19 protein-coding genes are annotated in these 18297 nt (G+C 69.2%); 9 read left to right on the plus strand and 10 right to left on the minus strand.

The window, feature by feature from the left end; genetic code table 11:
• Positions 1 to 2 precede the first annotated feature (2 nt).
• The gene (locus tag ATK30_RS29205) at positions 3 to 1433 is read right to left on the minus strand and encodes an FGGY-family carbohydrate kinase (protein WP_101438216.1); all 1431 of its coding nucleotides are present in this window, start codon (positions 1431 to 1433) and stop codon (positions 3 to 5) included.
• 36 nt (positions 1434 to 1469) lie between these two features.
• Between ATK30_RS29205 and ATK30_RS29210 the strand changes: the two genes are divergently transcribed.
• Complete coding sequence (locus ATK30_RS29210) at positions 1470 to 2291, plus strand: class I SAM-dependent methyltransferase (protein ID WP_101438217.1); 822 nt, start codon at positions 1470 to 1472, stop codon at positions 2289 to 2291.
• Between the two features lie 23 nt (positions 2292 to 2314).
• Complete coding sequence (locus ATK30_RS29215) at positions 2315 to 3124, plus strand: class I SAM-dependent methyltransferase (protein WP_101441127.1); 810 nt, start codon at positions 2315 to 2317, stop codon at positions 3122 to 3124.
• Here the strand turns inward: ATK30_RS29215 and ATK30_RS29220 are convergent.
• The 3 genes from ATK30_RS29220 to ATK30_RS29230 form a co-directional block, all read right to left on the minus strand.
• Positions 3096 to 4631 carry an FAD-dependent monooxygenase gene (locus ATK30_RS29220; RefSeq protein WP_101438218.1) on the minus strand — a complete coding sequence of 512 codons (1536 nt, stop codon included), beginning with the start codon at positions 4629 to 4631 and terminating at the stop codon, positions 3096 to 3098. The genes ATK30_RS29215 and ATK30_RS29220 overlap by 29 nt on opposite strands.
• 18 nt (positions 4632 to 4649) lie before the next feature.
• Positions 4650 to 5258, minus strand: a complete 609-nt coding sequence (locus ATK30_RS29225) for a TetR/AcrR family transcriptional regulator (protein ID WP_101441128.1) — start codon at positions 5256 to 5258, stop codon at positions 4650 to 4652.
• Positions 5259 to 5375: 117 nt separating this feature from the next.
• Positions 5376 to 5552: a CsbD family protein gene (locus tag ATK30_RS29230; protein ID WP_101438219.1), complete on the minus strand. Its 177-nt coding sequence runs from the start codon at positions 5550 to 5552 to the stop codon at positions 5376 to 5378.
• Between the two features lie 230 nt (positions 5553 to 5782).
• Here ATK30_RS29230 and ATK30_RS29235 point away from each other — a divergent pair, with 230 nt between their 5' ends.
• Positions 5783 to 5992, plus strand: a complete 210-nt coding sequence (locus tag ATK30_RS29235; protein ID WP_037363926.1) for a TOBE domain-containing protein — start codon at positions 5783 to 5785, stop codon at positions 5990 to 5992.
• Positions 5993 to 5997: 5 nt separating this feature from the next.
• On the opposite strand, the gene pdxR is transcribed toward ATK30_RS29235, so the two are convergent.
• Entirely contained in the window at positions 5998 to 7395 is a 1398-nt protein-coding gene (gene pdxR / locus ATK30_RS29240; RefSeq protein WP_101438220.1) for a MocR-like pyridoxine biosynthesis transcription factor PdxR, read from the minus strand.
• A 46-nt stretch (positions 7396 to 7441) separates the two neighbouring features.
• Here pdxR and ATK30_RS29245 point away from each other — a divergent pair, with 46 nt between their 5' ends.
• Complete coding sequence (locus ATK30_RS29245; protein WP_101438221.1) at positions 7442 to 7927, plus strand: carboxymuconolactone decarboxylase family protein; 486 nt, start codon at positions 7442 to 7444, stop codon at positions 7925 to 7927.
• A 76-nt stretch (positions 7928 to 8003) separates the two neighbouring features.
• On the opposite strand, the gene ATK30_RS29250 is transcribed toward ATK30_RS29245, so the two are convergent.
• Genes ATK30_RS29250 through pdhA form a run of 3 tightly spaced genes read right to left on the minus strand, consistent with a single transcriptional unit; the run spans position 8004 to position 11349 of the window.
• Entirely contained in the window at positions 8004 to 9236 is a 1233-nt protein-coding gene (locus tag ATK30_RS29250; RefSeq protein ID WP_101438222.1) for a dihydrolipoamide acetyltransferase family protein, read from the minus strand.
• Entirely contained in the window at positions 9236 to 10252 is a 1017-nt protein-coding gene (locus tag ATK30_RS29255; protein WP_101438223.1) for an alpha-ketoacid dehydrogenase subunit beta, read from the minus strand. The genes ATK30_RS29250 and ATK30_RS29255 overlap by 1 nt, the downstream gene beginning before the upstream one ends.
• On the minus strand, positions 10249 to 11349 hold the full coding sequence (pdhA, locus tag ATK30_RS29260) for a pyruvate dehydrogenase (acetyl-transferring) E1 component subunit alpha (RefSeq protein ID WP_101438224.1): 1101 nt from the start codon (positions 11347 to 11349) through the stop codon (positions 10249 to 10251). Before pdhA ends, ATK30_RS29255 begins: the two co-directional genes overlap by 4 nt.
• A 140-nt stretch (positions 11350 to 11489) precedes the next feature.
• On the opposite strand from pdhA, the gene ATK30_RS29265 reads away from it, so the two are divergent.
• On the plus strand, positions 11490 to 11942 hold the full coding sequence (locus ATK30_RS29265) for an Lrp/AsnC family transcriptional regulator (RefSeq protein ID WP_244194755.1): 453 nt from the start codon (positions 11490 to 11492) through the stop codon (positions 11940 to 11942).
• Between the two features lie 6 nt (positions 11943 to 11948).
• On the opposite strand, the gene ATK30_RS29270 is transcribed toward ATK30_RS29265, so the two are convergent.
• Positions 11949 to 12437 (minus strand): GNAT family N-acetyltransferase, encoded by a 489-nt coding sequence (locus tag ATK30_RS29270; protein ID WP_101438226.1) that lies wholly within the window; start codon positions 12435 to 12437, stop codon positions 11949 to 11951.
• Positions 12438 to 13112: 675 nt separating this feature from the next.
• Here ATK30_RS29270 and ATK30_RS47795 point away from each other — a divergent pair.
• Positions 13113 to 13799 carry a GNAT family N-acetyltransferase gene (locus ATK30_RS47795; RefSeq protein WP_208637684.1) on the plus strand — a complete coding sequence of 229 codons (687 nt, stop codon included), beginning with the start codon at positions 13113 to 13115 and terminating at the stop codon, positions 13797 to 13799.
• Here ATK30_RS47795 and ATK30_RS29280 read toward each other — a convergent pair.
• The gene (locus tag ATK30_RS29280) at positions 13778 to 14620 is read right to left on the minus strand and encodes an alpha/beta hydrolase (RefSeq protein ID WP_101438228.1); all 843 of its coding nucleotides are present in this window, start codon (positions 14618 to 14620) and stop codon (positions 13778 to 13780) included. The genes ATK30_RS47795 and ATK30_RS29280 overlap by 22 nt on opposite strands.
• 172 nt (positions 14621 to 14792) lie before the next feature.
• Between ATK30_RS29280 and ATK30_RS29285 the strand changes: the two genes are divergently transcribed.
• The 3 genes from ATK30_RS29285 to ATK30_RS45705 are packed head-to-tail and all read left to right on the plus strand — an operon-like array spanning position 14793 to position 18167.
• Complete coding sequence (locus ATK30_RS29285) at positions 14793 to 15563, plus strand: thioesterase II family protein (RefSeq protein ID WP_101438229.1); 771 nt, start codon at positions 14793 to 14795, stop codon at positions 15561 to 15563.
• Positions 15556 to 17124 (plus strand): acyl-CoA carboxylase subunit beta, encoded by a 1569-nt coding sequence (locus tag ATK30_RS29290; protein ID WP_101438230.1) that lies wholly within the window; start codon positions 15556 to 15558, stop codon positions 17122 to 17124. Before ATK30_RS29285 ends, ATK30_RS29290 begins: the two co-directional genes overlap by 8 nt.
• A 38-nt stretch (positions 17125 to 17162) precedes the next feature.
• Positions 17163 to 18167 carry an acyl-CoA carboxylase epsilon subunit gene (locus ATK30_RS45705; RefSeq protein WP_208637685.1) on the plus strand — a complete coding sequence of 335 codons (1005 nt, stop codon included), beginning with the start codon at positions 17163 to 17165 and terminating at the stop codon, positions 18165 to 18167.
• The last annotated feature ends 130 nt before the right edge of the window (positions 18168 to 18297 follow it).

Consider the following 18297-nt stretch of genomic DNA (forward strand, 5'->3'; position numbering starts at 1 on the left):
GATCACCATCGCGCCAGCCGTTCGTGCACTCTTGCGAGCCCTTCGTGTGCCGCGCGATACGCCTCGTACAGTCCGGTCAAGTCCGTCCCGGGGGCGAAGGTGCGCTCGACGGCGACGGTCGAGGCTGCGGCGGTTTCGATGTCCGGGTACCGGCCCGCGCCGACTGCGCCGAGCAAGGCAGCGCCGAGCGCGGCGCTGTCGTGCACGCGGAGGCGTTCGACCGGGCGGGAGAGCGCGTCGGCGTGGAGTTGGGTCCAGAGGTCACTGCGTGCGCCGCCGCCCGAGAATGTCACCGACGGGAGGCGTTCGCCGCAGGCTTCCTCGACGGTTTCCAGCACGTGCCGTGCCGAAAAGGCGACTCCGGTGAGGACGGCTCGGGACAGGTCAGCGGTGGTAGTGGACGAGGTCAGCCCGAGGAAGCTGCCGCGCAGGTCCGGGTCCCAGAGCGGCGCGCGTTCGCCTTGCAGGTGCGGTAGGAACACCACACCGGGCGTGCCGTCCGCGGCGGAAGCGAACACTTCAGGCACGGACAATCCGGATGCCCGGCTCCACCAGCGCACCGCGTCGCCTGCTGCTTGTGTTGGCCCGGCGTGCACGACGAGATCGCCGCGCGGCGGGAAGGTGACCAGGCCACGGACCGAGTTGTGCCGGTGCGAGGCGGCCGCGACCACCAACGACGTCCCGCAGGCGACCATCGCGCGGCCCGGTTCCGTTGTGCGGGTACCGAAAACGGCGCCGAACGCGTCCATGGTTCCTACGACGACCGGGGCGTCGCCCAGTACGGCAGCGTGGCCGAGTGGTTCCTCCGGAGCGAGCAGTTCCGGCAGACGGTCGCCGAGTCCGTCCACGAGTGCGACTGCCTCGGGCAGATAGCCGGACGCGTCTGCGATGCGCACGCCGGACAGCAGGTCGGTCGCGATCCGTCCGGTGAGCCGCGCGCCGATGAAATCCTTGGGGCTCAGCATCCATCGCGCGCGGGACCACAGCTCCGGTTGCTCGCGCGCGAACCACGCGGCCCGGGCACCGGCGAACGACGCATCGAGCGTGATCGGCCCGCCCCAGATGCGTTTTTTGTCGTCGTCGGTGAATCGTGCGTCGAGTTCCGCGGCGATCTCCGCGCAGCGCTGGTCCTGCCAGATCACCGCCGGAGCGAGCGGACGCAGGTCTTCGCCGACGAGCAGATGGGTGTTGACCTGGCTGACGATCCCGGCCGCGCGCACGGAACCGGCGGGCAGTCCGGAAAGGACGGTGCGGAGCGCGGTTTCCGTTGCGCGCCACCAGACTTCCGGGTCCTGCTCGGCCCAGCCGGGACGCGGCCGCGTGATCGGGTAGGGCACGGAGTGCGCCGCGAGTTCCCGGCCGTCCGGCGCGAACGCCGCGACTTTCACCGCGGTCGTGCCGACGTCGATGCCGAGCAGAGCTTCTTCGTCCATGCCACAGGGGTACCAGGAATTCGCTACCGTCGGAGCATGACCTCTGCCGCGGAGAATTACCTGCGCGAGTACCACGATCGCAAACCGGACGCGATGTCCGTGCTGATCGAGTCCGGCCGGGTGACCGAGGACGGCCGGACGAGTTACGAGGTCCTGGCTGATCGGGTCGCGCCCGCGAGCCGGGTGCTCGATCTCGGGTGCGGCGACGGTGCGCTGCTGGCCGTTTTCGCCCGGCGCGGGGCGGAGAAGCTCGCTGGCGTCGACCTGTCCGCGGGACAGCTCGCTCTTGCCCGGCAACGGCCCGAACTGACCGGTGCGGACCTTCGTCACGGGCGGGCGCAGGAGCTGCCGTTCGAGGACGGCAGTTACGACGCGGTCGTGTCGCACATGGCGTTCATGCTCATGGACAACCCCGAGGAAGTCGTCGCCGAGATCGCGAGGGTGCTGGTTCCGCACGGAATCTTCGCGACGGTCGTCGGCGGTCCCGAATCGACCGGCGCGACTCCGGTGTTCCTGGAATTGGCCCGGCCGCTGTTCCGGGAGGTGCCGGAGGAACGACAGGCCACCTACACCGCCGAGCGGCGCACGTCTCATCGCGAGGGGATTGACGAGGTGCTCGCTCCGGCTGGCTTCGCGCCGGTTTCCTGGGAGCCGTACGAGATCGACCTGACCGCCGCTCCGGACAAGGCGTGGACGTTGTGCTGTGAATCGTATTACTCGACCGACACCCTCGACGATGCTCAGCTGGCCCGGCTGCGCGCGGCCTTTCTCGCCGAAACCGAGCATCTGCGGACCGCGGACGGGCGGCTTCCGGCGGGATTGTGCGTCAACCTGGCCAAAACCGAGCTGCTGAAGTGACCGTTCGCGCTACCGTCACGGACATGATGACGCCCGCCGAAGAGTTCCTGCGCGATTTTCACGACCGGAACCCGGCAGCTGCGTCCGAACTGGCCGAGCGGGGCCGAGTCGACGGACGCTCGGTGTACGAGGCGTTCGCCGACCACGTCGGCCGGCCGCGCAGCGTGCTCGACCTCGGCTGCGGGGACGGCGCGCTGCTGGCGGTGCTCGCCGCTCGCGGTACCGAAAAGCTCGCCGGCATCGACCTTTCCGCCAAACAGCTGGACCTCGCGCGCGGCCGGGCCGGGCTCGCCGACGCGGACCTGCGGCCGGGCCGCGCGCAGGAGCTGCCGTTCGAGGACGACAGCTTCGACGCGGTCGTGTCGCATATGGCGCTGATGCTCATGTCCGACGTCGAGAAGGTGATCTCCGAGACCGCCCGCGTGCTGCGGCCCGGCGGCGCCTTCGTGATCGGCGTGGGCGGCGGCGGGACCGACGCGCTCGAGGTGTTCCTGAAGGTCGCCCGGCCGCTCTTCGCGGTAGTGGCCGACGACCGGCAGGTGCCGACCTCCGGCGATCCGCGCAGCCGCACCCGCGAAGGCCTGGACGCGCTGCTCGGCCCGGCCGGATTCGCACCGGTCGGATGGCACGAGCTGCTGGTGGACCTGTCCGGCACGCCGGATTCGGTCTGGCAGACGTGCCACGACACCTACTACCAGGTCGACGCCCTGGACGAGACGCAGCTGATGGGGCTGCGGACCGCGTTCAAGGTGGCGTCCCGGTCGCTGGTGGCCCCGGACGGCACGCTGCCGGCCGGGGCGCGCATCAACGTGGCGACGACACGGCTGACCTGACCGGAGCGCCGAACCACTGCGTGAGTGCGGCTTGGAGCGCCTCGCCATCTGGTTCGGCGTCGGTGGAGGACCAGGCGACGTAACCGTCCGGGCGGATGAGCAGCGCGGTGGGTGCGTCGCCAGTTGCCGTGGTGGACACGGTGGTCACGCGGTCGTGCCACGGTGCGGCCACGTCCGAGAGCGCAGCGCCGGGCGTCAGGTCCAGCAACACCGGGCGCGCGGCTTGGTACGCGGCGGTGAGCGGGCCCGGGTCGGCCAGCGGCAGGTCGGGAGCCCAGCGGCCGCTGTCCGGGTCGGTTCCGTAGTGGATGTCCGCGCCGGACATCAGATCGGCGACGTGCTGCCGCACCTCCGGATAGGCCAGGAGCTGGCCGAAGAATTCGCGCAATGCGGTGACTTCCGGCCCGGGTGCGACGAGCGCGCTTTGCGCCTGCGTGTGCATCACGACGCGCTCGCTCACCGGGCGGCGCTCGGCCTCGTAGCTGTCGAGCAGGCCCGGCGGAGCCCAGCCCCGCACCTCCGCGGCGAGCTTCCACGCGAGGTTCGCGGCGTCCTGCAGACCGAGATTGAGCCCGGGGCCGCCGATCGCGGAATGCACGTGGGCCGCGTCGCCGACCAGCAGCACTCGGCCCCGCCGGTACATCTCCGCGATCCGGGTGTTGCCGCCGGACAGCCTGCGCAGCAGGAACGGACCTGGGCCGGACGGCGGTTCGAGAGGCAGGTCGACGCCGAGCACCCGCTGCACGCTCGCGCGCAATTCCTCGAGGGTCAGCGGATCGTCGTCGGCGAAATCGGCGGCACCGCTGTGTTCGGAGACCGACAGCGTCGGGTTTGCCGGGTCGAATGGCGCGAACACGAACACTCCGGTTTCGGTCCGATGGTGCTGGAACGGCGAGAGAACGCCGGTCTCCAGCTTCAGCCCGCCGGTCACGGGATCGACGAAGGACTGCGGGAGCCGCACATTCGCGCTGCGGGACACCGTTTCGTCCCACGTGACGCCGGGAAAGTCGATCCCGGCGAGCTTGCGCACTGTGCTGCGTCCGCCGTCCGCGCCGACCAGGTAGTCGGCGGCGATTTCGTAGGGCCCGTCCGGGCCCTGCACCTGCACGGTCACCGAGTTCTGGTCCTGGGCGAAACCGGTGATTTCGTGGCCACGGCGGATCTCGGCCCCGAGCGCGGCGGCGTGCTCGGCGAGGATCTGCTCCATTTCGTGCTGTGGCCGCGGCAGCACATACATCGGATTTCTGGGCAGGTCGGCGAATTCGACCGGGAAAGCGCCGAAGACGAACTGCGGTGCCGGCGTGGGTTCGTGGACACCGGCGAGCTTCCCGAACAACCCGCGACGATGCAGCAACGGCACGACCTGGCCGACGAGACCGTTGGCACGGCGCACGCCGTCAGGTTCGGCGAGCCGCTCCAAGACGACGGGGCGGACTCCGGCGAGGCAGAGTTCGGCGGCGAGCATCAGGCCGTTCGGCCCGGCGCCCGCGATGACGATGGCGGACATGGAGATCTCCTTGCGGGATCAGGGAAGCACCTCGGCGAGCGTGTCGAACGCCCGGTGCACGATGTCGGTCAGATCCGCGGGCGGGTCGGCGCGCACCCATTCCTGGATGACTGCGCGGAGCACGCCGCCCGCGGTGGTGGCGGTGAGCTGGACGCGGAGGTCGTGGACGTCCGCGCCGAGGCGTTCCGCGATCGCTTCGGCCAGTGCTTTTTCGGCCGCGGCGTTGGCTTTGAGGAATTCGCCCGCCAGTGCGGGTTCGGCGATCATGACCTGGACCCCAGCCGTCCATTGGGCGTCGGTCGTTTCGCCCGAAGAGGTGCCTCGGTCGGCGTTGAGCTGCGCGAGCGTCGCTTCGCGCAGCGCGGTCCACAGCGGTTCCGTCGCTGGGCGCGCGCGGAGGTGATCAGCGATCCCGCGAGCGCGATCCTGGTGCCGCGCGACGATCGCTTCGGCTTTGCTGGAGAAGTAGTTGTTGACGGTGCGTGGCGAAACTCCCGCTTCGCGGGCGATGTCCTCGATAGTCACTTTCGACAGACCGCGCTCGACTGTGAGCCGGATTGCCGCCCAGGAGATGTCGACCCGGGTCTCTTGGCGGCGGCGGTCTCGCAGGTTCGGTCGCTCGGTCATGAGACCCACCATAGCGCGCTTCTTGCGTAACGCGCAAACTTTGCGCGTTGTGCAAGTTCGAGCACAAGAAGAAGCCCGGGGCACGGATGCCCCGGGCTTCTCTGCTCTTGCGTGCGGTCAGTCCTTAGAGCTCTTGAAGGCGTCCTTCACCTTCTCGGCAGCCTGCTTGAGGTTGCCCTTGCCCTGCTCCGCCTTGCCTTCGGCCTGCCACTGCTCGTTGTCCGTGGCGTTCCCGACGGCTTCCTTGGCGCGGCCCTTAAGTTCTTCAGCCTTGTTTTCGGCCTTGTCGTTCACGATGGGTGTCCTCCCTTCTCGTGCCTCGCACTTCGGCTACCCGCTCTGCCGGGCGCCAAACTCGCTAAAACGCAGAATCGGCGCCACGCTCAGTGAGCGGCAGCACCTGAGGGCACGGAGGAGTGACGGGCTCCGCACCTGCCGCAGGACGGTGCGCACGGCGACGGCGAGGGGGCGGATTTCCCTTTACTGTGGCCGTGTTCCGTCCAGTTCCGAAGGAGTTCCCAGTCATGCGTCTGTCCACTCGCAACCAGCTCACCGGCACCGTGTCCGCGATCCAGCCCGGTGCGGTCATGACCGTGGTCACCGTCCAGCTCGACGGCGGGCAGTCCGTCGTCGCCTCGATCACCAAAGACGCCGCCGAGGAACTCGAACTCGAGGTCGGCAAGCCGGTGACCGCGCTGGTCAAGTCGACGGAGGTGATGCTCGGCGTCGAGTAAGGCGATCAAGGCAGCACCCGGCACAGCGCCGCCAGCGCGCCCGACCACGCGCTCGCCGACGGGGTGCTGAAGCCGATCACCAGCGCGTCGCGGTCCGCGGGCGCTTCGGGATGCCGGAACGCGCCGAGGCCGTGCATGGCCAGTCCCTGCCACGCGGACCCTTGCACCACAGCGTCTTCCTCGCCGGACGGGACGTCCACCAGCACCTGCAGGCCGGCGGACAAACCGGTCACCCGTGTGTTCGGAGCGTGCTCGGCCAGCGCCGCGACGAGCTGGTCGCGCCGGCGGCGGTAGTGCAGCCGCATCGCCCGGATGTGCCGGTCGTAACTGCCCGAAGTGATGAACTCGGCCATGGTGAGCTGGTCGAGCACGCCCGAGAACGGGTCGCGTTCGCCCTTGGCCTCGGCGGCGGCCCTGGCGATCCGCGGCGGCAGCGCCATCCAGCCCAGCCGCAGGCCCGGGGCGAGCGCTTTGCTTGTGGTGCCAAGGTAAATCACGTGCTCCGGGTCGAGGCCCTGCATCGCGCCGACCGGGCTTCGGTCGTAGCGGAACTCGCCGTCGTAGTCGTCCTCCAGCACCAGGCCGCCGGTCCGGCGCGCCCAGTCCACCACCGCGGCGCGGCGGTCCGGATGCAGTGCGACGCCGGTCGGGAACTGGTGCGACGGCGTCAGCAAGACAGCACCGACGTCCGGCAGCTCGTCGAGGCGTTCGACCATCGCGCCGTCGGCGTCGACCGGCAACTGCGGGGTGTCGAGGCCGACCTTGGCGAGATGCGCGCGATGTACTTGCAGGCCGTATGACTCGACGGCTACTGCTCGCGCTTCACGCTGCTTCAGCACTTCGGCGAGCACGATGAGACTGTGCGACGTACCGGTGGACAGCATGATCTGGTCCGGGTGCGCGCGTACGCCGCGCGTACGGGCGAGGTATGCGGCTACAGCTTCGCGTAGCTCTGGGCGGCCGTACGGACCGCCGTAGCCGAACGCGTCGTCGGGCGCGTCGCCCAGGGCGCGGCGCGCGGCTTTGAGCCAGTCTGCGCGGGGGAAGGCGGAGAGATCGGGTTGGCCGGGGCGTAGGTCGTGCACGATCCGGTGTCGCGACGCTGGCTTGGGCACGGCCGGTGCGGGCGCGATTTCGGCGCGCGCCGCAACCCGGGTTGCGGCGCCTTGCCGTGCGGTGAGCCAGCCTTCGGCGACAAGTTCCGCATACGCTTGCGCCACGGTGTTCCGGGCGATGCCGAGATCCGCGCCGAGCGTGCGGCTGGACGGCAGCTTCGCGCCCGGCGTGAGCCGCCCGGTGCGGATGGCGTCGCGCAGGGCCTCCATCAGGCCGTCGCGCAGGCGAGGCCCGCGCAGGTCGAGGTGGAGGTCTTCACTCAGCGAACTGGCCCACTCCGCGCGCACGGAAATGGACCATAACAGAGTGCCAATCGCTCGTAGGGTCGAAACTATGACCACGACAGAACGACTTCCGGTGCAACCGCCTCGCCTCACGATGGCAGAGCTGGCCCCCGAGGCATACAAGGCGATGATCCGTCTCGACGCCGCGACCCGCCACGGCCTCGACCCGGCTCTGCGGCAGCTGGTGTTGATCCGGGCGTCGCAGATCAACCATTGCGCCTTCTGCATCGACATGCATTCGAAGGACGCGTTGGCCGCTGGCGAAACGACCGAGCGCGTCATTCAGCTCTCCGCGTGGCACGAGTCGAAGCACTTCTATACGGCGAAGGAGGTCGCCGCACTGGAGTTGACCGAAGCGGTCACCGTGCTCACCGACGGCTTCGTGCCCGACGACGTCTTCGCTCGCGCCGCCGAGCACTTCGAGGAGGCCGAACTGGCTCAGTTGATCGCCACGATCACGGTGATCAACGCGTGGAACCGGTTCGCGGTGACAACGCGGATGGTGCCCGGCGAGTACGTTCCGGGCAAGCACTGACCGGTCTGAACCGCTAGGTGAGCAGAGTCGCGGGCGAAAAACGGTCAGGCTGGCGGAGCTGCCAGCCCGACCGTCCTCACAGCGTGCGCAGCAACCGCACGGGGTTTTCGATGCAGTCCGCGACAAAGCGGAGGAATCCGCCCGCGGTGCCCCCGTCGCACACGCGATGGTCGAACGCGAGCGTCAGCTCGGTGATCTTGCGGGCGGTGACCTGACCGTCCACGATCCACGGCCGGTCGATGATCCGGCCGACGCCGAGGATCGCCACCTCCGGGTAGTTGATGATGGCGGCCGAACCGTCCACTCCGAACACGCCGTAGTTGTTCACGGTGAACGTGCCGCCGGTGAGGTCGGCCGGAGCGAGGCGTCCGGCGCGGGCCTGTTCGGTGCGGTCGGCGAGCGCGGCGGAGAGGTCTTCCAGGGTGTGCTGATGTGCGTCCTGGACCACCGGGACGACGAGGCCGCGGTCGGTCTGCGCGGCGAAGCCGAGATGCACGGCCGACGGGATGACGATCTCGTCGCCTTCGAGATGCGCGTTCAGCTCGGGGAACCGGCGCAGGCCCGCGACGGCGAACCGGGCGATGAGTGCGAGCAGGCTGATTTTCGGGGCGTGCGGATCGCTGTTGAGCGCGGTGCGCAGGCGCAGCAGTTCGGTCGCGTCGACGTCCACCCAGACGGTCGCCTCAGGGATTTCGCGGCGGGAGCGGGCGAGTTTGTCGGCGACGGTTTTGCGCAGGCCGCGCAAGGGGATTCGCTGCTCGTCTGCTGCTGCCGCGGGGGTTTCGGTGGCGGCGATCGCGCGTTCTACGTCAGCGCGGCTCACGATGCCGTCGGTGCCGGTTCCGGTCAGTGCCTGAAGGTCCACTCCGGACTCACGAGCAAGTCGGCGGACTAGCGGAGACACCACGCGGACTCGGTCCGAAGTGGACTTTGTTGCTGGGGCCGGGGATGTCGCCGGTGCTTTGCTGCCGCGTGGCCGCCTCGCGCGCCGGGTGCGGGTTTGGCTGGTGCCATAGCCGATCAGGACGTTTCCGCTGCCCTCCGGCGTCACGACGCCGGGTTCGGTGAAGTCCGCGGCACTGTCCACAGTGATCAACGGACTGCCGACGGTCAGCACTTCGCCCGGTGCTCCGTGCAGCGTCGCGACCCGGCCCGCGAACGGCACCGGAACCTCGACGCTCGCCTTCGCGGTTTCGACTTCCACGACGGTCTGGTCCACGGTGACGGTGTCGCCGACCGCGACGTGCCACGCGACGATTTCCGCCTCGGTCAGGCCTTCGCCGAGGTCGGGCAGTTTGAAGACGGCCATCACTTCTCCCCGTCGAGCGGTGCCGCGTCGTCCCACTGGAGCCGTTCGAGGGCGTCCAGGATCCGGTCGACGCCCGGCAGGTGGTGCTGTTCCAGATTCGGTGCGGGATAAGGAATGTCGAACCCGGCGACGCGCAATACCGGTGCTTCCAGGTAATGGAAACAGTGCTCGGACAGTTGCGCGGCGACCTCGGCGCCGTAGCCGCAGAATCGGCTCGCCTCGTGCACTACGACCGCGCGACCGGTGCGTCGCACGGACGCGGCGACCGTTTCCAGGTCGAATGGCGCGAGGCTCCGCAGATCGATCACCTCAGCGTGGTAGCCCTCTTCGGCGGCGGCGTCAGCAGCTTCGAGCGTCGTGCTGAGAGCGCCGCCGTAGGAGATGAGGGTGACGTCGCTGCCTTCGCGGCGGATCACCGCTTTGTCGAGACCGGGAGAACGGCGTTGCGGGTCAACGGTTCCCTTTTCCCAATACCGGCGCTTGGGCTCGAGGAAAATGACCGGGTCCGGGCTGTCGATCGCTTCGCGCAGCAGCGTGTAGGCGTCCTCCGGCGTGGCCGGGGTGACGACGCGCAGGCCGGCCGTGTGCGTGTAGTAGACCTCGGACGAGTCGCAGTGGTGCTCGACGCCGCCGATGCCGCCGCCGTAGGGCACCCGGATCACCACGGGCAGTTCGACCTGGCCCTTGGTGCGGTTGCGGAGTTTGGCGAGGTGGCTGGTGATCTGCTCGAACGCGGGGTAGGCGAACGCGTCGAACTGCATCTCGATCACCGGGCGCAGGCCGTTCATCGCCATCCCGATCGCCGTGCCGACGATGCCCGATTCGGCGAGCGGCGAGTCGAAGACCCGTGCGTCGCCGAAGCGTGCGGCGAGTCCGTCAGTGACACGGAAGACGCCGCCGAGCGTGCCGACATCTTCGCCGAAGACCAGCACGCGCTCGTCCTCGGCGAGCGCGTCGGCGAGGGCGCGGTTGAGCGCTCCGGCGAGGGACAGTGTGGTGTCGAGAGTGGCGGTCATGCCTGGTCCTCGGTGTTCTCGTGCGCCAGTTGGGCGGCCTGCTGTCGCAACGCGGCGGTCGGTTCGGCGTAGACGTGCCGGAAGAGGTCCGCCGGGTCGAGCTCGGTGTCGACGTTCATCCGCTCGCGCAATGTCGCTGCTTCCTCTTCGGCGCGCGCGTCGATCTCATGCTGCGTCTTGTCGTCGAGGAGGCCACGGTCGGTGAGGTACTGCTTGAGGCGGCTGATCGGGTCGCGCGTGAGCCACTCCTCCACTTCGGCCTTCTCGCGATAGCGCGTCGCGTCGTCGGCGTTGGTGTGCGACTCCATGCGATAGGTGACAGCTTCGATCAGCGTCGGCCCTTCGCCGGCCGCGGCGCGCGCGACAGCCTGTTCGACGACAGCGTGTACGGCGGCCGCGTCGTTGCCGTCAACGAGTACGGACGGCATGCCGTAGCCGACACCCTTGTACGCGAGCGAAGGCGCAGCCGTCTGCTTCTCGAGCGGGACGCTGATGGCGTAGCCGTTGTTCTGTACGAGGAAGACGACCGGTGCCTTCCAAACGGCGGCGAAGTTCAACGCTTCGTGCGTGTCGCCTTCACTGGTAGCACCATCGCCCACGAGAACGAGCGAGACCGTGTCTTCGCCCTTCACGCGCGCAGCGTGCGCGAAGCCGACCGCGTGCAGCGTGTTCGTGGCAAGCGGCGTGCACTGCGGCGCGACGTTGGCACGGTATGGGTCGTAGCCGCAGTGCCAGTCGCCGCGCAGCAGCGTGAGCACCTCGACGGGGTCGACGCCGCGCGCGACGACGGCCATCGAGTCGCGGTAGGTGGGGAAAAGCCAGTCCTGCGGGCGAAGCGCGAGGATCGAGCCGATCTCGGCGGCCTCCTGCCCTCGCGCCGACGGGTACACCGCGAGCCGGCCCTGTTTGGTGAGCGCGGTGGCCTGGGTGTCGAAGCGGCGTCCGGAAACCATGCCGCGGTAGAGGCGGAGGAGGACGTCGTCCGCGGGCATCGCGAGCGCCGGGTCGGGCGCGGGCGTGCCGTCGGCGGTCACGAGGCCGAGCGGCTCGTCGCTGGGCAGGAAATAGGACGCGGCAGTGCGTTCCGTGGTAGTCACCGGCAGCTCCCATCGACGAAGACGAGTAGAGCCTGATATTCGCTGCCGGGCAATCAGAGATCCAGACTTGACGGAGAACTGTGGAATGATGGCCTGGTTGTAGAGTCTTGGTTGGACGATTGGCTTGCGAGGTGGCGCGGATGTCCCGGCCGGATGGACAAATGGCAGCGGTGCTGGACGAGGTCGACCTGAAACTGATCGCCGAGCTGAAGAAAGACGGCCGCGCCTCGATGCGCGCCCTCGCCGAACACGCGCACATCTCGCGGGCCGGTTGCTACACGCGCGTGGAGCGGCTGCACCGCGAGGGAGTGATCACGGGGTACACGGCCGTCACCGATCCGCGACGCATGGGACAGGGCCTCGCGGCGTACGTGTACCTGAAGGTCACGCAGAACTCCTGGCGGACGGTGAGCGCGGAACTCAAGCACATCCCGGAAATCGAACACGGCGGTCTGGTGTCCGGGGACAACGACCTGATCCTATTCGTGCGGACCCGCGACGCGGACAGTCTGCGGGACTTGGTGTTCGAACGGTTGCAGTCCATGCCGGACGTGCTCTCGACGCACACCGTGCTGGTCTTCGACGAGCTGTGAGCGTCGCTAGGCCGCTTTGACCAGGTAGACCGCGAGCCGGTACACGCCGGTCGCCTCGAACGGCATCGGCGCACGGCGGTACCCGGCGCGTTCGTAGAGGGCGATGTTGCGTTCGCTGGACGCGCCGGTGAAGAGGACGTACTGCTTCGTCTCCGGCGGAGCGTGGCGCTCGGCGTGCTCGAGGAGGAACCGCCCGAGGCCACGTCCCGCCAGGTCCGGCGCGACCATCAAGCGGCCGATCTCCCAGCCGCCATCTTCGACAGGGCGCGCACGGACCGCGCCGACGAGCCGGTGTCCCCGCCGGACGACCCAGCTGTGCCAGGTCTTGATCGACTCGCGGACCTCGGCGAGGTCCTCGGTCAGCGCGGGATGTTCCAGAGTGTTGTTGAGCAGGGCTTCCTGAACCCAGCAACACCGCTGGAGCACCATCAGCTCGGCGGCGTCGCCGGGGCTCGCGGGGAGCAGGGTCGCGCCGGGGAGGGTTTCGAGGTCCACTCGACCTGTTCTAGCCAGGAACCCGGTTCCGGGCAACGGCTCAGGAGCCCACGAGGAACTCCGCGCCGAACGGATCGTGGACGGTCACTATGCGCCCGTACGGGCTGTCTTGTGCCTCGACGACCTCGCCGCCGTGCTCGGTTGCTGGGTCGTTGACGAGCCGGGGGCTGGGGGATTGCGGCCTTGCCAGAGCCCGAACCGTGCTCCGGTCGGGTCTTCTGCGACGGCGATGCGGGCGTGGTCGCCGTCGTCGTGGGGTTGGTCGAGAACCTTGCCACCTGCGGCGGTGACGGCTTTGTCGGTGCCGGCGCAGTCGTCGGTCGCGAAGTAGACCGTCTAGGCCGGGCGGGAGTCGGCAGCTTGGCGCAGGCTGGCGACGGGGAGGTCGCGCGGCGGGCAGTGGTGGCCGTCGAAGGTCCAGCCGAGGACGGTGCCGTAGAAGCGTTGCGCACGGTCCAGCCCCGGTACCTCGAGGGCGGTCCACCTCGGCGTACCAGCGGCTGGTTGCGGTCGACGGTGCTCATCGAGGTCCCTTTATCGGCGATGGCGGCGACGCTAGGGCGGATCGCGGACAGTTGCGGTCCGAGAGCGCTCAGCATGTGGGAGGTGGTGGCCGGATCCGGTGCGGAGCACGCATTGTGGACAAGGCACCCCGGATTGGAATGGCAGGCGAGAATGAGCACGTCCCCGCTCGAAAACCCCGCTTGGGCCGCGTTGAGCGGTCCGCACGCGTCGTTCGCGGAGCAGAAGGGGCAGGTGCTGCGGTATCCGGTCGATGTCGCTCCGTTCCTCGCCGTGCCGGACCAGCCGGACGACCACGTGTGGCACGACATCGCCGACCTCGTCGGCCCTGGAGCGTCGACGGTCGTGGTCGGCCGGGTCGGGACGCCGCCGCCCGCGGGCTGGACGGTGGAGGCCGAGATCGCCGGGGTGCAGATGGACGGTTCGGCCGCCCCGGCGGTCGCCGACCCGGAAGCGGTGCGGCTGACCGAGGCGGACGTGCCGGAGATGCTCGACCTCGTGTCCCGGACGCAGCCCGGCCCGTTCCTGCCCCGGACGATCGCCTTGGGCGTCTACCTGGGCATCCGCCGCGACGGGGTGCTGGTGGCGATGGCGGGCGAACGGATGCATCCGCCGGGGTGGACCGAAATCAGCGCGGTCTGCACGGATCCGGCGTTCCAGGGGCAGGGGCTGGCGGCCCGGCTGGTGCTGGCGGTCGCCGCGGGCATCCGCGAACGCGGGGAACGGCCGTTTCTCCACGCCGCCGGGACGAACACCGGCGCGATTCGGTTGTACGAGAAGCTGGGGTTCCGGCTCACCCGGGAGATGCAGTTCGGCGCTTATCGGGCTCCTTCGCTGTAGTCGGCGGTTCCGGCGAGGATTTCGGCGAGACCCGTCGGGTGGAGCAGTGGGTCGATGTGGCCGAGGGGCAACGAGTGCACGTCGAAGGGGTTGTCGGGGGTTAGGGCGTCGGCCTCTTCGATGAAGTGGTCTTGCAGCGCGAGGGGCATGTTGGCGTCTTCGGTCAGCCGGATGTAGGTGTGCGGGATCTGGCCCCAGGCAGCGGGATTGACGAGGTCACTACCGGCGTCGCGGGATTCGTCGGGGTCGAGGGCGGATAAGAAGGCGACGACCTCCGCGTCGGTGCCGGTGGTGGTCCAGGCGCGTTTCAATGCGGCCAGGTGTGCGGGATCGGTGGTGCGCCAGTTCATCCGGACGGCACCCAGGCGTTTCGGGTCGTCGACCGGGATTGGGCCGGAGCCGGGTGCTCTGAAGGCCGGGGTGGCGAGGTAATCGGCGGCGGTGCCGGTGACGCAGCACCAGGCTGAGACGTAGACGGTTCGGGCTAGCAGGTCGGGGACGGCGTTGGCGACGCTCGTGACGGTGAAACCGCCGCGGCTGTGACCGACCAGGATGACGGGACCGTGTTCGCGTACGCGGCGGACGAGATCGATGACGTGTGCGACGTTGTCCGCATGCGTGATGCCAGCCATCGGTGATGGTTCTGCGGTGAAGGTCGCGAGGTCTTGGGCCTGGTAGGCGGCGGAGAAACCGGCGGTGCCGTGACCGGGGAGGTCGACGGCCAGGCTGCGGTGGCCGCGCACGGCTAGTTCGCGTTGGAGCGCGGTGAAGCAGCGTCCGGCGGCGTGGGAGCCGGGGATGAGGACGAACGTTGGCTGCATGTGGAGGATTCTTCCGTTCTCGGCGGTCGGGGCGCGAAGCGCGCGGTTTCCGTTGCGGCTCTAGGGGCGGTTAGGGGTCGTTGCGCTGGTGGGGCGCGGTTAGCGTGGGTCCGCGAAGAAGATCCGTGGCCGGGTCGTCCCGGCGCAGACGTCGGAAAGGCGGTGGGACGACATGACGGGTAGCGCGAATTCCGCCGAGGACAGCTGGTTTCGCCGCTTCCACACGTCGCCCGAGGCGAAGGCAAGGCTGGTGTGCCTGCCGCACGCCGGAGGTTCGGCTCCGTTCTACTTCCCGGTTTCGCGGGCGCTGACCCCGGACATCGAGGTGCTGGCGGTGCAGTACCCGGGCCGTCAGGACCGGCGGCACGAGCCGTTCCTGACCACTGTCGACGCGCTAGCCGACCGGATCGCCGACTTGCTGCGCGGCCGCGACGACCTTCCGCTCGCACTGTTCGGGCACAGCATGGGCGCGATGATCGCCTTCGAGGTGGCCCGGCGGCTGGAGGCCGCGGGCACCGCGGTGGACACGCTCTTCGTCTCCGGCCGCCGGGCGCCGTCGCGGCATCGTGACGAGAAGGTGCACACCCGCACCGATGACGGCGTCCTCGACGAACTGCGCCGGTTGAGCGGCACCGAAATGGACCTCCTCGGCGACGACGACGTCGTGCGAATGATCCTTCCCGTGGTGCGCAACGACTATGGCGCCGTGGAGACCTACCGGTACCAGCCGGGCCCGCCGCTCGCGGCCCCGGTGGTCGCGTTCACCGGCACCGCCGACCCGGTCGCCTCGGTCAACGAGGTCCGGTCGTGGGGCGAGCACACTTCGGCGGGCTTCGAGCTGGTCCCGCTCGACGGCGGGCATTTCTTCCTGACCCGCCACCAGGACGTGATTCGCCGGTACCTGACCGATCGGCTTGTCGACAAGGGGCGTGCACATGTCTGAGGCACTGGCGGTCGGATTCGACAGCAAACTCGAGGAACTGCGGGAGATCAAGGAGGCCGCCCGGCGCGGTCCCGACGACGCCGCGACCGCCCGGCAGCACGACCGCGGCAAGCTGACCGCGCACGAGCGCATCGAACTGCTCCTCGATCCGGGTTCGTTCACCGAGATCGAGTCCTTGCGCCGGCACCGCGCGACGGCCTTCGGCCTCGAACACCGCAAGCCGTACTCGGACGGCGTGGTGTGCGGCTGGGGGACGGTTTTCGGGCGCACAGTTTTCGTGTACGCCCACGACTTCCGCATCTTCGGCGGTGCGCTCGGCGAGGCACACGCGCAGAAGATCCACAAGGTCATGGATCTCGCCGCGTCGGCCGGTGCTCCGCTGGTGTCGCTCAACGACGGTGCCGGTGCGCGGATTCAGGAGGGCGTGACGGCGCTCGCCGGGTACGGCGGAATTTTCCAGCGCAACACCCGATCTTCGGGGGTCATTCCGCAGATCTCGGTGATGCTCGGCCCGTGCGCGGGCGGTGCCGCGTATTCGCCCGCGCTGACGGATTTCGTGTTCATGGTGCGCGAAACATCGCAGATGTTCATCACCGGCCCGGATGTGGTGCACGCGGTAACCGGCGAGGAGATCACCCAGAACGGGCTTGGTGGCGCGGATGTGCACGCCTCGACGTCGGGCGTCGCCGCGTTTGTCTACGACGACGAACCCAGCTGTCTTGAGGACGTGCGGTACCTGATTTCGCTGTTGCCGTCCAACAACAACGAGGTGCCGCCGGTGGAGCCGACGGCCGATCCGGCGGACCGCCGCACGGACAAGCTGCTCGAGGTGGTGCCGACGGACGCGGCCCGCGCGTACGACATGTGCGCCGTGATCGAGGAAATCGTCGACGACGGCGAGTTCCTCCAGGTGCACGCCGGGTGGGCGACGAACGTGGTGTGCGCCCTGGCGCGGCTCGACGGGCACGTGGTCGGGATCGTCGCGAACCAGCCGGCGACGCTCGCCGGGGTTCTCGACATCGAGGCGAGCGAGAAGGCCGCGCGGTTCGTGCAGACCTGCGACGCGTTCAATATTCCGCTGGTGACGCTGGTCGACGTGCCGGGTTTCCTGCCCGGGGTGGACCAGGAACACGGCGGCATCATCCGGCACGGCGCGAAGCTGCTGTACTCCTACTGCAACGCGACGGTGCCGCGGGTGCAGATGGTCCTGCGGAAGGCCTACGGCGGCGCGTACATCGTGATGGACTCGCGGTCGATCGGCGCGGACGTTTCGCTGGCGTGGCCGACGAACGAGATCGCGGTGATGGGCGCGGAGGGCGCGGCGAACGTGATCTTCCGCCGCGAGATCAACGCGGCCGACGACCCGGAGGCGGTGCGGCGGCAGAAGATCAAGGAGTACAAGACCGAGCTGATGCACCCGTACTACGCCGCGGAACGCGGACTGGTCGACGACGTGATCGAGCCCGGCCGGACGCGGGAGATGCTGATCCGGTCGCTGGCGATGCTGCGGGCCAAGCACGCCGACGTTCCGGCGCGCAAGCACGGGAACCCGCCGATGTGATGGGGGCCCGGGTCGCGCGTCGAGGAACGGATGAAGTGATGGTGGCGGATCCGGGGCCGGGGGCGGAGGTTCGTGCTCCGGGCGGGGCTGGTTCCTCTCCGAGGGTGCGGGGTGGCTCGGCTGCGGCGGAGTCCCCTGCTGGGCAGGAGGCGTTGGCTGGGGTGCCTGGCGGTTCAGGCGCGGCTGAGATTCCTGCGGAGCCGGGGGATTCGGCTGATTTCGGTCCGGCGGGGGAGCTTGACGGTCGGAGGGCTGCGGTGGCAACGACCGCGGATGCGGTCGGAACGGAATTGCTTGTCTCGGCTGTGGAATCGGCCGGAACGCCGGTCGCTTCGGGAGCGGACGGGAAGGAACTTCCTGCGGAGCAGCGGCACCTTGCTGACCTGGACCCTGTTGGGGCGCGCCGTGAACGGCGCGATGTGACGGCAGGGTGCGCAGACGCGGCCAGCCCGAAGCTTCCGGCGGCGTCCGCAGGCGCGGCCGGAGTGGGGGTGTCTGCGGTGCAGGGTGGCTTGGCTGGTGCTGGTTCTGCTGGTGGTCGCGGTGCACTGCATGGTTCGGTAGCGGTCTCTGCGGGTTCAGCGAGGGCGCAGGCTCCTGCGGTGCGGGGTGGCTCGGCTGGCCGTGGTTCTGCTGGCGATCGTGTGCGTGGTTCGGTAGCGGGCTCTGCGGACCCGGCGACAGTGGAGGCACCTGGGGTGCAGGGTGGTTCGGTTGGCTATGCATCTGGTGGAGGGCGCGAGGTGCAGCGTGACGTGATAACGGTGTCCACAGACGCGGGCAGGACGAAAGCCCCTGCGGCACAGGGAGACTCCACCGATCAGGCAGCTGCCCGGGTGCGCGGGGAACAGCGTGCTGCCGCGGTAGCGCCCGCAGTACGTGTGGTGCGGGGAAATCCGGATGACGCTGAAGTGGCTGCCCTGCTGGTGGCATTGGCCGCGGTCGGCCGGGCCGCGGGGAATGGGCGCGCGGACATTGCTGTGCCGTCACCTCGGCAACCGTTGACAAGGTTCGTTCCGGCGACGAGCTGGCGGGCGCGATAACTCGCCCCGTCGACGACGCGAGCAGGCGGGGTCCGCATCGGCGCAGGGCGATGCGTGCTTTCCGCAGGACCGCACGTCTGGCTTCGGCAACTGCGCGAAACGCCGGTCTTCGCGGCCACGAGCCACGGCG

The sequence above is a fragment of the Amycolatopsis echigonensis genome (genome assembly GCF_002846615.1).
Classification (GTDB): Bacteria; Actinomycetota; Actinomycetes; order Mycobacteriales; family Pseudonocardiaceae; genus Amycolatopsis; species Amycolatopsis echigonensis.

What these genes read in the sequence shown, in the direction of transcription:
- ATK30_RS29225 (WP_101441128.1), bottom strand. Translation starts at nt 5,258, where the DNA reads ATGACCGAGCGACCGAACCTGCGAGACCGCCGCCGCCAAGAGACCCGG.
- ATK30_RS47795 (WP_208637684.1), top strand. Translation starts at nt 13,113, where the DNA reads ATGAGCACGTCCCCGCTCGAAAACCCCGCTTGGGCCGCGTTGAGCGGT.
- ATK30_RS29280 (WP_101438228.1), bottom strand. Translation starts at nt 14,620, where the DNA reads ATGCAGCCAACGTTCGTCCTCATCCCCGGCTCCCACGCCGCCGGACGC.
- ATK30_RS29255 (WP_101438223.1), bottom strand. Translation starts at nt 10,252, where the DNA reads ATGACCGCCACTCTCGACACCACACTGTCCCTCGCCGGAGCGCTCAAC.
- ATK30_RS29285 (WP_101438229.1), top strand. Translation starts at nt 14,793, where the DNA reads ATGACGGGTAGCGCGAATTCCGCCGAGGACAGCTGGTTTCGCCGCTTC.
- ATK30_RS29220 (WP_101438218.1), bottom strand. Translation starts at nt 4,631, where the DNA reads ATGTCCGCCATCGTCATCGCGGGCGCCGGGCCGAACGGCCTGATGCTC.
- ATK30_RS29205 (WP_101438216.1), bottom strand. Translation starts at nt 1,433, where the DNA reads ATGGACGAAGAAGCTCTGCTCGGCATCGACGTCGGCACGACCGCGGTG.
- ATK30_RS29290 (WP_101438230.1), top strand. Translation starts at nt 15,556, where the DNA reads ATGTCTGAGGCACTGGCGGTCGGATTCGACAGCAAACTCGAGGAACTG.
- ATK30_RS29250 (WP_101438222.1), bottom strand. Translation starts at nt 9,236, where the DNA reads ATGGCCGTCTTCAAACTGCCCGACCTCGGCGAAGGCCTGACCGAGGCG.
- ATK30_RS29245 (WP_101438221.1), top strand. Translation starts at nt 7,442, where the DNA reads ATGACCACGACAGAACGACTTCCGGTGCAACCGCCTCGCCTCACGATG.
- ATK30_RS29210 (WP_101438217.1), top strand. Translation starts at nt 1,470, where the DNA reads ATGACCTCTGCCGCGGAGAATTACCTGCGCGAGTACCACGATCGCAAA.
- ATK30_RS29235 (WP_037363926.1), top strand. Translation starts at nt 5,783, where the DNA reads ATGCGTCTGTCCACTCGCAACCAGCTCACCGGCACCGTGTCCGCGATC.
- ATK30_RS29265 (WP_244194755.1), top strand. Translation starts at nt 11,490, where the DNA reads ATGTCCCGGCCGGATGGACAAATGGCAGCGGTGCTGGACGAGGTCGAC.
- ATK30_RS29215 (WP_101441127.1), top strand. Translation starts at nt 2,315, where the DNA reads ATGATGACGCCCGCCGAAGAGTTCCTGCGCGATTTTCACGACCGGAAC.
- ATK30_RS45705 (WP_208637685.1), top strand. Translation starts at nt 17,163, where the DNA reads ATGGTGGCGGATCCGGGGCCGGGGGCGGAGGTTCGTGCTCCGGGCGGG.